This window comes from Pseudomonas sp. NPDC090208 (assembly GCF_044746785.1).
Taxonomy (GTDB): Bacteria; Pseudomonadota; Gammaproteobacteria; order Pseudomonadales; family Pseudomonadaceae; genus Aquipseudomonas.
Window position 1 is genome coordinate 306578 of sequence record NZ_JBIVCU010000002.1, and the last position, 15287, is coordinate 321864.

The 15287-nt window shown below is 61.9% G+C and carries 14 protein-coding genes and 2 pseudogenes; 8 read left to right on the plus strand and 8 right to left on the minus strand.

From position 1 onward, the window contains the following. Position 1: 1 nt before the first annotated feature. A complete protein-coding gene (locus ACIPL0_RS04440) occupies positions 2-1141 on the minus strand; it encodes an efflux RND transporter periplasmic adaptor subunit (RefSeq protein ID WP_400593140.1) in 1140 nt (379 codons plus the stop codon). Positions 1142-1394: 253 nt separating this feature from the next. On the opposite strand from ACIPL0_RS04440, the gene ACIPL0_RS04445 reads away from it, so the two are divergent. The 4 genes from ACIPL0_RS04445 to ACIPL0_RS04460 all read left to right on the plus strand — a co-directional run bounded on the left by ACIPL0_RS04445 (position 1395) and on the right by ACIPL0_RS04460 (position 4751). Next, on the plus strand, positions 1395-2042 hold the full coding sequence (locus tag ACIPL0_RS04445) for a TetR family transcriptional regulator (protein ID WP_400593137.1): 648 nt from the start codon (positions 1395-1397) through the stop codon (positions 2040-2042). Between the two features lie 335 nt (positions 2043-2377). Next, positions 2378-3076: a CoA transferase subunit A gene (locus tag ACIPL0_RS04450; protein ID WP_400593134.1), complete on the plus strand. Its 699-nt coding sequence runs from the start codon at positions 2378-2380 to the stop codon at positions 3074-3076. A gap of 2 nt (positions 3077-3078) precedes the next feature. Next, positions 3079-3711 (plus strand): CoA transferase subunit B, encoded by a 633-nt coding sequence (locus ACIPL0_RS04455; RefSeq protein WP_400593131.1) that lies wholly within the window; start codon positions 3079-3081, stop codon positions 3709-3711. Positions 3712-3887: 176 nt separating this feature from the next. After that, positions 3888-4751: a cache domain-containing protein gene (locus ACIPL0_RS04460; RefSeq protein WP_400593128.1), complete on the plus strand. Its 864-nt coding sequence runs from the start codon at positions 3888-3890 to the stop codon at positions 4749-4751. A 145-nt stretch (positions 4752-4896) separates the two neighbouring features. Here ACIPL0_RS04460 and ACIPL0_RS04465 read toward each other — a convergent pair whose 3' ends face one another. The 3 genes from ACIPL0_RS04465 to ACIPL0_RS04475 form a co-directional block, all read right to left on the minus strand. Then, positions 4897-6402 (minus strand): MDR family MFS transporter, encoded by a 1506-nt coding sequence (locus ACIPL0_RS04465; protein ID WP_400593942.1) that lies wholly within the window; start codon positions 6400-6402, stop codon positions 4897-4899. Positions 6403-6534: 132 nt separating this feature from the next. After that, on the minus strand, positions 6535-6711 hold the full coding sequence (locus tag ACIPL0_RS04470; protein ID WP_400593125.1) for a hypothetical protein: 177 nt from the start codon (positions 6709-6711) through the stop codon (positions 6535-6537). 325 nt (positions 6712-7036) lie between these two features. Then, positions 7037-7930 (minus strand): LysR substrate-binding domain-containing protein, encoded by an 894-nt coding sequence (locus tag ACIPL0_RS04475; RefSeq protein ID WP_400593122.1) that lies wholly within the window; start codon positions 7928-7930, stop codon positions 7037-7039. A gap of 120 nt (positions 7931-8050) precedes the next feature. Here ACIPL0_RS04475 and ACIPL0_RS04480 point away from each other — a divergent pair, with 120 nt between their 5' ends. Together ACIPL0_RS04480 and ACIPL0_RS04485 are read left to right on the plus strand one after the other, a co-directional pair. After that, a complete protein-coding gene (locus tag ACIPL0_RS04480; protein ID WP_400593119.1) occupies positions 8051-9688 on the plus strand; it encodes a 5-guanidino-2-oxopentanoate decarboxylase in 1638 nt (545 codons plus the stop codon). Between the two features lie 14 nt (positions 9689-9702). Then, the gene (locus ACIPL0_RS04485; RefSeq protein WP_400593939.1) at positions 9703-11145 is read left to right on the plus strand and encodes an aldehyde dehydrogenase family protein; all 1443 of its coding nucleotides are present in this window, start codon (positions 9703-9705) and stop codon (positions 11143-11145) included. A 12-nt stretch (positions 11146-11157) separates the two neighbouring features. On the opposite strand, the gene ACIPL0_RS04490 is transcribed toward ACIPL0_RS04485, so the two are convergent. Further along, positions 11158-12045, minus strand: a complete 888-nt coding sequence (locus tag ACIPL0_RS04490; RefSeq protein WP_400593936.1) for an AraC family transcriptional regulator N-terminal domain-containing protein — start codon at positions 12043-12045, stop codon at positions 11158-11160. Positions 12046-12453: 408 nt separating this feature from the next. On the opposite strand from ACIPL0_RS04490, the gene ACIPL0_RS04495 reads away from it, so the two are divergent. Together ACIPL0_RS04495 and ACIPL0_RS04500 are read left to right on the plus strand one after the other, a co-directional pair. After that, positions 12454-12801: a putative quinol monooxygenase gene (locus ACIPL0_RS04495; RefSeq protein WP_400593116.1), complete on the plus strand. Its 348-nt coding sequence runs from the start codon at positions 12454-12456 to the stop codon at positions 12799-12801. 215 nt (positions 12802-13016) lie between these two features. Continuing rightward, on the plus strand, positions 13017-13256 hold the full coding sequence (locus tag ACIPL0_RS04500) for a hypothetical protein (protein ID WP_400593113.1): 240 nt from the start codon (positions 13017-13019) through the stop codon (positions 13254-13256). A gap of 13 nt (positions 13257-13269) precedes the next feature. Here ACIPL0_RS04500 and ACIPL0_RS04505 read toward each other — a convergent pair whose 3' ends face one another. The 3 genes and pseudogenes from ACIPL0_RS04505 to ACIPL0_RS04515 all read right to left on the minus strand — a co-directional run. After that, positions 13270-13893 (minus strand): flavin reductase family protein, encoded by a 624-nt coding sequence (locus ACIPL0_RS04505; protein WP_400593110.1) that lies wholly within the window; start codon positions 13891-13893, stop codon positions 13270-13272. 294 nt (positions 13894-14187) lie between these two features. Next, positions 14188-14367, minus strand: a pseudogene (locus ACIPL0_RS04510) (hypothetical protein); the annotation flags it as partial. A 21-nt stretch (positions 14368-14388) separates the two neighbouring features. Beyond that, positions 14389-14745: pseudogene (locus tag ACIPL0_RS04515) on the minus strand (hypothetical protein); the annotation flags it as partial. Positions 14746-15287 lie beyond the last annotated feature (542 nt).

Here is a 15287-nt window from a genome sequence, read left to right on the forward strand (position 1 = left end):
ATCAGTTACTCCCTTGTACGGGAGCCGGTGCGGCCGCTGGTTTGACGTTGGTCGCTTCGGCGACTTTCACTTGCGCGCCCGGCTTGACGTACTGCAGGCCCTCGGTGATGACGCGATCACCGGCGTTCAGGCCTTTTTCCACGACCCAGTCAGCGCCGCTGGTGCGGTTGGCAACCAGTGTGCGCAGCTCGACCTTGTCTTCCTTGTTGACGACAAGGGCAGTCGGGGTGCCTTTCAGATCACGGGTGATGCCTTGTTGCGGCACCAGAATCGCCTGCTCGTTCACACCGGCCTGCAGGCGGGCGTGGACGAACATGCCCGGCAGCAACGCGTGGTCAGGGTTGGGGAACACGGCACGCAGGGTGACGGAACCTGTGGTCTGATCGACCGACACTTCGGAGAACTCCAGCTTGCCTTCAACCGGATACTGGCTGTTGTCTTCCAGGGTCAGCTTGACCTTGGCAGCGTTGTCGCCGGCCTTCTGCAGCTTGCCGCTCTGCAGCTCGCGGCGCAGGCGCAGCATTTCGGTCGACGACTGGATCACGTCCACGTAGATCGGGTCGAGCTGCTGAATGGTGGCCATGGCATCGGCCTGAGCATTGCTGACCAGCGCACCTTCCGTCACGGCGGAACGACCGATGCGTCCGGAAATCGGCGCGTACACCTTGGTGTAACGCAGGTTGATTTCAGCGGTCTGTACGGCAGCCTGGGCCTCACGGGCGTTGCCCACTGCGGTGTCGTACTCCTGGCGGCTGACGGCCTGCTCGTTGATCAACTGCTTGTAGCGATTGGCCAGTGAGTTGCTCGACTCGAACGTCGCCTTCGCGCTGTTGAGGTTGGCCTCGTAGATCGAAGGGTCGATCTGATACAGCTGCTGGCCGGCTTTGACGTCGGTGCCTTCAGTGTACAGACGCTTGAGAATGATGCCGTTGACCTGCGGGCGCACTTCCGCCACGCGATAGGCCGTGGTGCGGCCCGGCAGATCGGAGACCAGGGTGTAAGACTGGGGCTGAATGGTCACGACGCCGACCTGAGGAGGTGGTGGGGCCGATGCCGCTTCTTCCTTTTTACTGCATCCGCTGAGCAGCGATGCCAGGGCGACGGCAGTGACCAGAACGGGAACAGCTGGCTTGAATTGCATGAAGATCCTCGGGTCAGGAGCCTGGGCTCATGAAAAGTGGAAAGGGTGTAAATGGTTTTCCGGCTGGATAAGTAGCAAGCTAATGAATATACTTACGTTCACGTTTGTTTGTAAACACCTGTGACTGCGACAGACAAACGCACCGCTGACATCGATTGCTGACCCGGGACAAGGCATTACAAGGGCCGCCCGCTATGCTGTTCAGGCCGCTGGAGCGCAGAGCCTGAAGCATTTTCATTGAGGTTTTACTGCCATGGTACGACGTACGAAAGAAGAAGCTCAGGAAACCCGTCGGCAGATTCTGGAAGCCGCCGAGCAGGCTTTTTTCGATCGTGGCGTGGCGCGCACGACGCTGGCCGACATTGCGGCGCTGGCGGGCGTGACCCGAGGCGCCATCTACTGGCACTTCAGCAACAAGGCCGATCTGGTGCAGGCGATGCTGGACAGCCTGCACGAGCCGCTGGAAGAGATGGCCCGGGCCAGCGAAAGCGCGGATGAAATCGACCCGCTGGGCTGGACGCGAAAGCTTCTGGTTCATTTGTTTCAACAAGTTGCCATGGACCCGAAAACCCGCCGCATCAATGAAATTCTTTTTCATAAATTCGAATTCACCGATGAAATGTGCGACATGCGACGCCAGCGTCAGGACGTCTGGCTCGATGCCAATGAGCGAATCGCTCTGGCCTTGAGCAACGCTTCGCGTCAGGGGCAGTTGCCTGCCGACCTCGATGCGCAGCGCGCCGCGATCTGTCTTCATGCATACATACACGGCATTCTGGGCCAGTGGCTACTGGTGCCGGACAGCTTCTCGCTGCACGAGGATGCCGAACGTCTGGTCGATACCGTTCTGGATATGCTTCGTTACAGTCCCGCCTTGCGCAACCCTGCTTCCGGCGGCTGACAGCCCGACCCGTCATCTGGCTGCAAGCCACGGCGCGCGGGTCATTGATGCGGTCGACTATAACGGTGTGGCGCTTAGCCTGCATCTATACCTGTGTTCAATTGGCTTGAACAGGTGGTTTACCCACCCTTTACCCATTTCCTCGGTGCATTCAGCAAGGCGACAGCCAATCCCTGCGCACCGTCGCCGGTCCTCTACACTCTCCTCGTGCCGCCTGCGCATCGAAGCGGCGCACCGGGTACGCGCCGTCCGTCAGTGCTGACGGAACAGGGGCGACGAGCGAATTCCTGCTGCCGTGTACTGCCTGACCGGTGGCGACTTTCGAGGACTTTCCATTGAACAAGCTCTTTTCGACCGCCGAATCGGCCCTGCACGGGATCATCGAGGACGGCATGACCCTGGCGGTCGGCGGTTTCGGTCTGTGCGGCATTCCCGAAGCGTTGATCGCAGCCCTGCGTGACACCGGCAAACGCAACCTGACGGTGATCAGCAACAACGCCGGCGTCGACGGTTTCGGCCTGGGCCAACTGCTGGCGACTCGGCAGATTCGCAAGATGATTTCGTCCTATGTCGGCGAGAACAAGGAGTTCGAGCGCCAGTATCTGGCGGGCGAACTGGAGCTGGAATTCACTCCCCAAGGCACGCTGGCGGAAAAGCTGCGGGCGGGGGGCGCCGGCATTCCTGCATTTTTCACCCGCACCGGCTACGGCACGCTGGTGGCCGAGGGCAAGGAAACCCGTGAGTTCGATGGCGAGTGGTACGTCATGGAGCGTTCTCTGCGGGCTGACGTGGCGCTGGTCAAGGCATGGAAGGCCGACAAATCCGGCAACCTGCTGTTCAACAAGACTGCGCGCAACTTCAACCCGCTGGCTGCCATGGCCGGCAAGGTCTGCGTGGTGGAGGTCGAGGAAATCGTCGAGACCGGCGAGCTTGAGCCCGATCAGATTCATCTGCCCGGCATTTACGTGCAGCGACTGGTGCTCAATGCCGCACCGGAAAAACGCATCGAGCAACGTACCGTGAGGAGCGCCTGATCATGGCCTGGACTCGTGAAGAAATGGCCCATCGCGCCGCGCAGGAATTGCAGGACGGTTTCTACGTCAACCTCGGCATCGGCCTGCCGACGCTGGTCGCCAACTACATTCCCGCCGGCATGGACGTCTGGCTGCAGAGCGAGAACGGACTGCTCGGCATCGGCCCGTTTCCGCTGGACAACGAGGTCGACCCGGACCTGATCAACGCTGGCAAGCAGACCATCACCACGTTGCCTGGCAGCAGCTTTTTCAACAGCGCCGACTCGTTCGCGATGATTCGTGGCGGCCACATCAACCTGTCGATTCTCGGCGCCATGCAGGTGTCGCAGAAGGGCGACCTGGCCAACTGGATGATCCCCGGCAAGATGGTCAAGGGCATGGGCGGCGCGATGGACCTGGTGGCCGGGGTCAAGCGCGTGGTGGTGCTGATGGAGCACACGGCCAAGGGCGGCACGCACAAGCTGCTGGAGCAGTGCGACCTGCCGCTGACGGGCGTTGGCGTGGTCGACCGCATCATCACCGACCTGGGCGTGCTGGATGTCACCGAGCAGGGGCTGAGGCTGGTTGAACTGGCGTCCGGGGTGACGTTCGACGAGATCCAGCAGGCGACGGGGTGCACGGTGATTCAGGCGTAAGGGGTGAGGTTGTCGCGGATTGATCCGATGAACCCGTCGTGTGGGAGGGAGCCCAGCTCGCGAAGACGTCGTGCCAGGCACAGCGGCATTGACTGACAACACGCCTTCGCGAGCAGGGCTCCCTCCCACGGGGTCAATCGGGCGTTATCAAAATCAATAAAAACGAGGTGTACGCAATGCCGATCCTGTCCGCATGCGGTAGGTGGAAGAGGCTGTTGGTTGCGGTGCTTGCCTGCCTGTTTGTCGGCCAGGCATGGGCCACGGGGGATGAGGCGCAGGAGGCGCCGGCGGCCAGAGCGCTGCTGGAGAAGGCCGTGGCCCGTTACCGCCAGGAGGGAGACAAGGCGCTGGCCGAATTCAGTCGTCAGGGCGAGTTCGTCGATGGTGAGCGTTATGTGTTCGTCACCGACGACAACGGCGTGATGCTTGCCAGTGGCGGGCCGTCGGTGGTGCTGATCGGTCGTGACGTGTCGTCATTGGGCGATCCGGATCTGCAGAAGCGTTTCAAGGACGCGCTGCAGACACCAGAGTCGGCCGGGATTCAGCAGTTCGACTATCGCTGGCAAAACTGGAACGACGGCAAGGTCGAGCGCAAACGCGCGTATTTCCAGCGTCTGGGCAACCGCTTCATCGCCGTGGGTTACTACCTTCCGCGGGCTTCGCCGGAGCAGGCGAGGGCGTTGCTGGACAAGGCCGCCAAGGCTCTGGAAGAGAACGAGGACGGCACCATTGAAGCGATCAACAACCTCAAGGGTGGCTTTCAGCAGGATGATCTCTACGTGTTCGTGGTCAATGTCGACACGAAGCGCTACGTTGCCCACGGCACCAACATGCGCCTGGTCAACACCGATTTCAGCAAGATCAAAGACCCTGAAGGCAAGCCCGTGGGCGTGCCGATGCTGGACATGATCCGCAAACAGCCGGAAGGCGAATACGAATATCGCTGGCGCAACCCGGTCACCGGCAAGGTCGAACACAAGCATGCGTACATGCGCAAGGTCGGCGATTTTCTGGTGGCGGTGGGGTATTACAACGGGTGACTGTCTGGCAGGAAACGCGAGTGCTCGGCTTGGCGATTGCAATCTGTAGGAGTGAGCTTGCTCGCGATAGCGTCTGCCCAGACACGTTGATGTTGGCTGGCACACCGCCATCGCGAGCAAGCTCACTCCTACAAAGTCAGGCTATTCAGCGGTCCTTGTCTTCACGCCCACGCAGCAGCTGGTTCGGCATCGACAGCGCGGCCGTCAGCCCCAGCAGTGAAACTGCCGCGCTGCCCAGCAGCAGGTGCTGGAAGGTCATCGACAATTGCCCGCGCAGCAGCTCCAGTGCCGGGCCGCTTGCGGCGTTGAGGCTGTCCATCAACAGGTTGCCGGACTGGCCTTCACCCAGCCCGGCGCCACTGACCTGCGCCAATCCCGAGCCGGCCAGCATCGCCAGCAACAGCGCCGACATGCTGGCCACACCCACCGCGCCACCCAGCGAGCGGAACAGGTTGGTGGTGCTGGTCGCGACGCCCATGTCCTTCATGTCTACCGAGTTCTGCGACCCCACCAGCGACGTCGGGAACTGGAAGCCGCAGGCGATACCGGTGAGCACCATGAACAGGCTGGTGAGGACCACTGATTGTGGCGGAGTGAAAGCGATGCCGAGGATCGCCAGCGGCATCAGTAGCGCGCCGGTCAGAATGATCGGTTTGTAACGGCCGGTCAGCGACGTGCGTCGACCGCCAAAGTAGGCACCCATCGGCATGCCGATCGCCAACGGCATCAGGTGCAGCGCGGCGCTGTCGGCGCCACCGCCGGTGACGGTCTGAAAGCGCAGCGGCAGCAACACGATCAGCGATATCGCCTGGAAGTTGGTGAAAAACACCGTGCACCAGCACAACACGGCGCTGCGGTTGGTGAACAGGTGCATCGGCAGCAACGGCTCGCGGGCACGTCGTTCGTGGAGGACAAACAGCAGCAGCACCAAAAGCGCCGCGCCCAGCTGACCGAGCAGGTGCGGATCACGCCAGCTGCGGCCCTGGCCGATTTCGGTGATGCCCAGCAACAGGGCGGTCAGGCCGATGATCATCAGTACCGTGCCAAGGTAATCGATGATCGGCTTGCGCTGAGGGACCGGCAGGCCGCGCAGGGTCTGGCGTGCCACCCACCAAGCGGCGAAACCCAGTGGCAGGTTGATGATGAACACCCAGCGCCACGACAGGTATTCGGTCATGAAGCCGCCGAGTACCGGCCCGGCTACGCTGGCCAGTGCGTACATGCTGCTGAAATAGCCTTGATAACGGCCACGCTCGCGGGGTGGCACGATGTCGCCGATGATGGCCTGACTCACCGACACCATGCCGCCGGCGCCGATGCCCTGCAGCACCCGCGCCAGCACCAGTTGCTCCATGCTTTGCGCCATGGCGCAGAACAGCGAGGCAAGGGTGAACATGCCCAGGCCGAACAGCATCAGCTTGCGTCGACCGTACAAGTCACCGAGCTTGCCGTAGATCGGCACGGCGACGGTCAAGGCCACCATATAGGCCGAGATCACCCAGGCCAGCAGGTCGAAATCCTTGAATTGAGCGGAAATCGCCGGCATCGATACGGCGACGATGGTTTGATCCAGGGCACTGAGAAACACGGCCATCATCAGCGCAAACAGGATGCTGCGAATGTCCGGGCGGGTTTGATTGAGGCTGGTCACGAAGGAGGACTCGAACTGGCAGGTTGACCCGCCGATGCAATCGGCGGGAAAAGTGTGCACAGTCTAGTCCGTTAGCTTGCTAATCGATAGTTGGCTTCATCGATTTTCAGGCGCGGAAGCGGAGTCTGATTGTCAGCGCAGCGCGCTGAAACTGGCGTCTGTCGGTACGCAATGACCGAAGGTGCAGACCACCGCCCCACGGGGCATGTTGCGCATCTGTTCGATCCGGTAAGCGCCGGCCGCATAGATGCTCAGCACCACAGCGACAGCGACCACATACACCATTTGTCTTTTTATTGTGGTTCTCATGACAGTTACCTCGATCCGCTTACAAAAATGATTTTTTCGTCGGACAAGGTCAGTGTAGGCCCGTATCGGCCGTGATGGCGTAGTGATGGGGATTGAATGTTTTTATCGGCGGCGCGGGAGTGCCGATGATATGACGATGGAACTAAAACGCCTCGGCGATGTGTCAACTCCGCACTTTTTGTAGGAGTGAGCTCTGCTCGCGATGCATCGTTACGGATAGCGCAGTATCGACTGATCAGACGCCATCGCGAGCAAGCTCACTCCTACAGGTACAGCGACGAACGTCGGTAGCAGTATGACTTGCCAGCGACAGTGATTTCACGGATTACGCGGACTCGTGTCGGGCAGCCGCCTGCACCAACAGCCAATCCAGCAACTCCTGCAATTGCGGCGGCGAACCCGCGCGCTCCGGGTAGACGAAGTAATACGCCGCGCCGGTCTTCACTTTCAGCTCGAACGGCGTCACCAGGCGCCCGGCGCTGAGGTCTTCGCCGATCAGCGCCCAATCACCCATGGCAACCCCCGAGCCTTGCGAGGCCACGGTCATCGCCAGGTCCATGGTGTCGAAATGCTGACCCTTGGCGACGCTGCTCAGCCGCGTGCCAGAAGCCTTCAACCACTGCGACCAGTCCTGCTCATCCAGTGTCGGATGCAGCAGCATGTGTTGTTCCAGATCGCTGAAGCGGGCGAGCGGGGTCGGCCCTTCGAGCAGCGAGCGTGAACACACCGGCGTCAGTTGTTCGTCGAAAAGATGGTGAACGTGCGCCGAATCATCAGGAACGGCGCCATACACCACCGCTGCGTCAAAACCCTCGCGGCGGAAGTCGACGCCGTGGGCGATGGTGGTAGTCAGCTCGACCGGCACGTCGGGACGTTCTCTCTGCCACTGCAACAAGCGTGGCAACAGCCAGCGGGTGATGCAGGTCGGCGCCTTGAGTTGCAGGGCCTGGCGGCGGACACCGACCTGATCCACCGCGTCTTCGATCAGGCCGAAGATGTGCTCGATGCGCGGGAAAAACTCACGGCCCTGCGCGGTCAGGCTCAAGCCTCGGGCCTGACGGTGAAACAGGCGATAGCCCAGATGGCTCTCCAGCCCGGCAATCTGCCGGCTCACCGCCCCCTGCGTGATGTGCAGCAGTTCGGCCGCGCGGGTGAAATTGCAGCAACGGGCAACCACCAGAAAGGTGTGCAGGGCGGGCAGGGGAGGCAGACGTTTCATGGTTTGGGCGAGGCATGAGCTGAGAACATGGCTAAGCATGACATTTTTTGCGTTGTCACTGATATCCGCCCACGGTTCCAATGCGCCATCGATTAGCAGAACACCCAGAGGTTCAGACAGATGGCAACGTGCGGCGAAGTGTTGGTCAAGTTACTCGAAGGCTATGGCGTAGAGCAGGTGTTCGGCATACCCGGTGTACACACCGTGGAGCTGTATCGCGGCCTGGCGCAGTCCTCGATCAATCACGTCACCCCGCGTCATGAGCAGGGCGCCGGTTTCATGGCCGACGGCTACGCGCGCACCAGCGGCAAGCCCGGTGTGTGCTTCATCATCACCGGCCCCGGCATGACCAACATCACCACAGCCATGGGCCAGGCCTATGCCGATTCGATCCCCATGCTGGTGATTTCCAGTGTGCAGTCGCGCAGCCAGTTGGGCGGCGGTCGCGGCAAGCTGCACGAGCTGCCGGCACAAGGTGCGATGATCGCGGGCGTTGCGGCGTTCTCCCACACACTGATGTCGGCGGCCGAGTTGCCGGCGGTGCTGGCGCGCGCTTTTGCAGTGTTCCAGGCGGGCCGTCCGCGTCCGGTGCATATCGAAATCCCGCTGGACGTGCTGGTGGAAAACGCTGATGCGCTGCTCGACAGCCAGCCGGTGTCGATCAGCCGTGCCGGCCCTGCGCCTGCGGCCATCGACAAAATGGCCAGCCTGCTGGCCGGCGCCAAACGCCCGCTGATCCTGGCTGGTGGCGGTGCCATCGATGCGGCGCCGGCGCTGACCCGCCTGGCCGAAACCCTCGATGCTCCGGTGGCGCTGACCATCAACGCCAAAGGCATGCTGCCGTCCAGCCATCCGCTGTTGATCGGCTCGACCCAGTCGCTGGACCCGACCCGCGAGATCATCGAAGGCGCCGACGTGGTGCTGGCCATCGGCACTGAACTGGCCGAAACCGACTACGACATCACCTTCCAGGGCCACTTCAAGATTCCTGGCACGCTGCTGCGCATCGACATCGATCCGGATCAGACCGTGCGCAATTTCCCGCCGGCCGTGGCGCTGGTGTCCGACGCGCAGACCGCCGCCGAAGCCCTGCTCGCTGCGGTAGAGAAGCAGCCATTGAGCGAACGTCAAAACGACTGGGGCCAGCGCCGCGCCGCAGCGCTGAAAGCTACCCTCGATGCGTCCTGGGATGAAAACACTCGCGGCCAGACGCTGTTCCTGCAAACCGTGCTCGACGTACTGCCGGACATCGTGGTGGTCGGCGATTCGACCCAGCCGGTCTACACCGGCAACCTGACCCTGGATCTGGACAAGCCGCGACGCTGGTTCAACTCCTCCACCGGCTACGGCACCCTCGGTTACGCGCTGCCAGCAGCCGTCGGCGCCTGGCTCGGCAGTCAGGACGCCGGCCAGCGCAGCCCGGTGGCCTGCCTGATCGGCGACGGTGGCCTGCAATTCACCCTGTCGGAACTGGCCAGCGCCGTCGAAGCGCGCACGCCGATCATCGTCCTGCTGTGGAATAACCAGGGCTACGAAGAGATCAAGAAATACATGGTCAACCGCGCCATCGAGCCGGTCGGCGTGGACATTTACACCCCGGACTTCATCGGCGTGGCGAAGGCGCTCGGTTGCGCAGCCGAAGCGGTCGACGGCGTCGAGTCGCTGAAAGCGGCGTTGCTGGCGGCCAGCGACCGTCAGGGTCCAAGCGTGATCGAAATCGACCAGCGTGGCTGGATGAATGGGTTGAAAGCATCGTGAGTGAGGCAACTGTGTTGAATCCGGTACTGGACGGGCTGTACATCAATGGGCAATGGCGCGGCGGTGACGAACCGCTGACGGTCATCAATCCTTCGACCGAAGAGCGGCTGGCGATTGTCAGCGGCGGCGACGGCAGCGCGGTGGACGAAGCCGTGCTGGCGGCGCAGCAGGCGTTCCCGGCCTGGTCGAAAACCACCGGCGCGGCGCGGGCGATGATCCTGCGCAAGATCGCCAGCGGCGTTGCCGCCCGACGTGAACGGCTGGTCGAGCTGCAGCAGAGCAACAACGGCAAGCCGGGCTTTGAAGCGGCCATCGACGTCGACGACGTGATCGCCACGTTCAGCTATTACGCCGATCTGGCCGAAGCCGGCGACGGCCAGCAGGATCGCGTCGTGGACCTGCCCAGCGAAGACTTCGCCGCGCGCCTGCGTCGTGAGCCGTGCGGTGTGGTGGGGCTGATCGTGCCGTGGAACTTCCCCATGGTCACCACCGCCTGGAAACTCGCCCCGGCCCTGGCCGCCGGTTGCTGCGTGCTGTTGAAACCGTCTGAAGTCACCCCTCTGGCCGAGCTGGAACTGGCGCGGATCATTGCTGCCAGCGGCCTGCCTGAAGGCGTGTTCAACGTGGTCTGCGGCACCGGCCTTGCGGTTGGCGCGCCGTTGTCCGGGCATCCCGGTATCGCCAAGGTGTCGTTCACCGGCAGCAACGCGGTGGGTGTGCAGGTGATGCAGCGCGCGGCAGAAACCGTGAAGGGCGTGAGTCTGGAACTGGGCGGCAAGTCGTCGCTGCTGGTGCTGGCGGATGCCGATCTGGATCTGGCGGTGGAGCTGGCCAGCGGTGGCGGTTATTTCAACGCTGGACAAATGTGCTCGGCCACCAGTCGCGTGCTGGTCGCCCAGGAACTGCTTGAGCCGTTTCTCCAACGCATCGTCGCCAAGGCGCAGTCGATTCGTGTCGCCGGCCCGCAGGACGAAGACGCGGAGATGGGGCCGTTGGTCAATCAGGCGCAGTATCAACGGGTCACCGCGCACATCGAGGCGGGGAAACGAGCGGGCGCGCGGCTGTTGTGTGGCGGCGTGCGTCCGGCCGATCAGCCGCGCGGCTATTTCCTGCAACCGGCGGTGTTCACCCAAGTGCCGCTGAACAGCGCGCTGTGGCGTGAGGAAATCTTCGGCCCGGTGCTGTGCGTGCGCGGTTTCAGTTCCGAAGCCGAAGCCATCGCGCTGGCCAACGACAGTCAGTTCGGTCTGGTCGCCAGTGTGGTCGGCGGCAACGTCGAAAATACCGAGCGGGTGGCCAATGCGTTGCAGGCGGGTCTGGTGTGGATCAACTCGCCGCAGGTGATCTTTCCCCAGACCGCCTGGGGTGGCTACAAGCAGAGCAGCCTGGGACGCGAGCTGGGGCCGTGGGGCCTGCAAGCGTTCCAGGAGATCAAGCACGTGGTCCGCGCGCGCTGATCGGCAGGCCTGTCAAAGGTTCTTGCGCAGGCGCGCCAGGTCCCGCAGGGGCGGCGCGCCGAACAGACGACTGTATTCGCGGCTGAACTGCGAGGGGCTTTCATAGCCGACCTTGTAGCCGGCCGCCGACGCCTCCAGCCCTTCGGCCAGCATCAGCCGGCGGGCTTCCTGCAAACGCAGCTGTTTCTGATACTGCAACGGGCTCATGGCGGTCACCGCCTTGAAGCGATGGTGCAGGGTCGACACGCTGAGGTTCACTTCCCGCGCCAGTTCATCGATCCGCAGTGGCTGCTGAAAATGGCTGTTGAGCCATTTGATCGCCTGGGTCACGCGGTGGGTCTGGCAGCTGGAAATGGCGATTTCGTACAGCCGATAACCCTCGCTGCCGCGCAGCAGGCGATAGAGGATCTCCCGGCTGATCAACGGCGCCAGCATCGGAATGTCTTTCGGGCTGTCCAGCAGACGAATCAGGCGGAGCACCGCATCGAGCAATTGCGCGTCGATGCGCTCGACATACATGCCACGCCCGCTGGGCCGGCTGGGCACGCTCATGGGGCCGGCCTCGGCGATCAGCGCGTTGATGTCTGCCGGGTCGATGTCGATGCGAATCGCCAGGTGCGGTTCTTCCGGCGAGGCGTGAATGACCTTGCCGCTGATCGGCATGGCGACCGACAGCACCAGATAGTTGAGCGGGTCATAGGTGACGATGTCGTCGCCCAGCTTCACGTCCTTGCGGCCCTGGGCCATGACGCATAGCGCCGGCTGTACGAGTGTCGGAATCGACTGCGACGGCTGGTCATGGCGGACCATGAACAGCGATTTGATCAGGGTCTGAAAATTGCCGTCCCGTGGCGCGTGGCGGCGGACCAGCTCGGCCAGTTCGGCGCGTTGCTGTTCCATCTGTGCGCTCAATTCAGGCTGTGGCCGGGCTTCGGGTTCCGGAGCGGTGGGCTCCGACACTGGGGCGGATGGCAACATGGGGAATTCCTCTGACAGAGCGTCGATGCATCACAGGATATTTTTGTGCAATCGCAGGTGGTAGACGATTCCTGTCGGATGATTGCCTGATTCTGTCGGCGGTTCATGCCGGTGTCGAGCAAATGCCCTGCTTATGGGGTCCGCTTGCTCGAAAGTCCGGCAAGGGCGAGGCTAGGTCATGGTGGCTTGCCTGATCCTGTTTTACGTTCCCGCGCAGAATCAGGCAAGAACCGGGCAGTAATCAGCTATCGGCTCAAGGGGGCTGGCCCCTAATCTTCACCTCCAGCCGCAACGCCTTCGCACCGCGGCCGAATCACAGGAGCGCAGACCATGCACACCCCCTCAGCCGTGAGTCATCTGGTATCCGTCCGCGCCCATGCCGGACACAGTGCCCACGTGGGCGCGCGTTTGAGCACCTTGATCGCCCCGTCCTTGCGGGCGCCGGGCTGCCTTGCCTTCAACCTGCAACATTCCATGAGCGAGCCGGATGTCTGGGTCATCAGCGGCGCGTGGGCTGCCGAACACGCGATGAACGCCTGGTTCTCTGCGCCGGAATTGCAGGTGTTCGCCGATCTGGTCAGCGAGTTGCTGGTCAGCAGTCTGGATTTCCAGACCTTTGCCAATGTCAGCGCCAGCCAGGCCCATGCGCACTACAGTTCGCCTCGCATGGCGGGTTGACCGCTGAACCTGTAGGAGCTGGCTTGTCCTGCGACCGGCGGGGAACCCGTCGTAAAACCTGCGAATGCGGTCCATCTGATACACCGCGCTCGCCGGTTTTACTGCCGGTTCCCGGCAGGTCGCAGGACAAGCCAGCTCCTACAGGTACGGCGTCATCTACAAGGAAACGGTTTAGAATTCCCGCCTTTCTCTTCTCAAGGCAGGGCATCGCTCCCATGGCACGCAAAGAATTCCAGCATTACGAAGCGGTTTCCGCCGCCATTCCCGGCACCGACGGTTACAGCGCCGCGATTGCGGTCAAGGGCCTTGGCGCAGGGGGCGCGCCGGCGTTTCATCGTGTGCTCGACGGACAGACCTTCAAGACCGCGCTGGCGGCCGACCAGGCGGCGGTCGAAGAGCTGGAGCGCCTGATCGACGTGACCTCCGAAGGCGCACTGCTGTTCGCCCAGGATTGATCGGCCTGCCGGTTCAGCCCCTTGGCCGGTACATCTTGAACAGTGCTTCCGGGCCCAGCTGGAAATAATCCGCCGGGCCACCGCCGCGCAGAATCGGCTCACCGGCAGCGGTGTCGTAGATTCCGTCTTTGAGCAGCCGCTTGGCGATATGCACCGCCACCACTTCCCCCAGGATCAGCCAGCTCGGCACGACTTCCTTGTCGGCCCGCTGCAGCTGGATGATCTGCGTGACCTTGCACTCGAACGCCACGGGCGTTTCCTTCACACGCGGCACCGACACCAGACGCGACGGTTCGGCGGTTAGATTCGCCAGCTCGAACTCGTTGACGTCTGCTGCCACGGGCGCGCAGCTCATGTTCATCTGCTCGGCCAGCGGGCGGGTCGCCAGATTCCAGACGAATTCGCCGGTCTGCTCAATGTTGTTCAGGCTGTCTTTGCGGCCGATGCTGCAGAAGCCAATGATCGGCGGCACATAGTTGAAAGCGTTGAAGAAGCTGTAGGGCGCGAGGTTGAGGCGGCCCTGGGCGTCCTGCGAAGAGATCCAGCCAATCGGCCGCGGGCCGACGATGGCGTTGAACGGATCGTGGGGCAGGCCGTGGCCTTTGGACGGTTCGTAGAAGTGAATATCGTCTGACATTCCGCATTTCCCTGTAGACAGTGTGGACGGCGGTTTGGGGGAGCCGGGTTGGCCTCATGGTACTAGTGCTTGGCGAATATCACCCGTTCCATCGACTCCCCGACGGCAAGGGTGGGAGCGAATTCATTCGCGATGCGGTGTTACGGATCACGGAGGGGCTTCGACTGGAATGCCGCTTCGCGAATGAATTCGCTCCCACAGGTGTGGTGTCGGCGGGATTGGAGCAAAAAAAAGCCCGGCAAGAGCCGGGCCACAAAGGGAGTTTCGGGAGGTGGAACGTGTTGAAACCTTGGATCAGCTGACGCGGTTGGCACCTACGTGGTCGGCACCATCGGCAGCCAGACGGTTGGCACCAACATGGTCAGCGCCATCGGCGGCCTGACGGTTGGCACCTACGTGGTCGGCACCATCAGCGGCCAGACGGTTGGCACCAACATGGTCAGCGCCATCGGCGGCTTGACGGTTGGCACCTACGTGGTCGGCACCATCGGCAGCCAGACGGTTAGCACCAACATGGTCAGCGCCATCGGCGGCCTGACGGTTGGCACCTACGTGGTCGGCACCATCAGCGGCCAGACGGTTTGCACCGACGTGGTCAGCGCCGTCAGCGGCCTGGCGGTTGGCACCTACGTGGTCGGCGCCATCAGCGGCCAGACGGTTTGCACCGACGTGGTCAGCACCGTCGGAAGCCTGACGATAAGAACCGGTGTGCGAAGCATTGGTGTGCGAAGAACCGCCTTCAGCGACAACAGTGCCGTTCAATACGGAGTGAGTATCGGAAACTGGCAGAGCGAATGCGCTCGATGCCAGGATTGAAAGACTAAGACCAAAAAGAAGATTCGAAGTTTTCATGATGTTTGCTCCAGCAAAGTTCAATAATTTTTTCAACTTGGGTATGGAGCTAATTTTACGCGCGTAGAAATTAAGTAGAAGTTAACAAGGTTGCTAACGACCATCGCCAAAAATGATAGTTGGCTGAAACGCCCGGTTTTAAAGCGCTCCAGCGATTTTTGAGCTGAAATGGGGCAATTTCTGTCAAAAACGACAGTTTCGACGCTTGACATTTTTAAAATTGCGTAAATTTCAATGTTCGCCGGATGATCTTGCGTGATATCGCAAAATTCATGGCGCTCATGGTGCCGTTTGCGCAAATGCGCGTCAGGATCGCTTGTTTCGGCGCAAAGCCCTGTAAATTCAAGGGTCTCACGAGATCGATGCTTCAGAAAAAACTAAGCCCGGCAAAAGCCGGGCTGGAGAAGGAACTGCTGATGAATCAGCTCAGGCGGTTTGCACCGACGTGGTCAGCGCCATCAGCGGCAACACGATTTGCACCAACATGGTCAGCGCCATCAGCGGCAACACGATTTGCACCAACATGGTCAGCGCCATCAGCG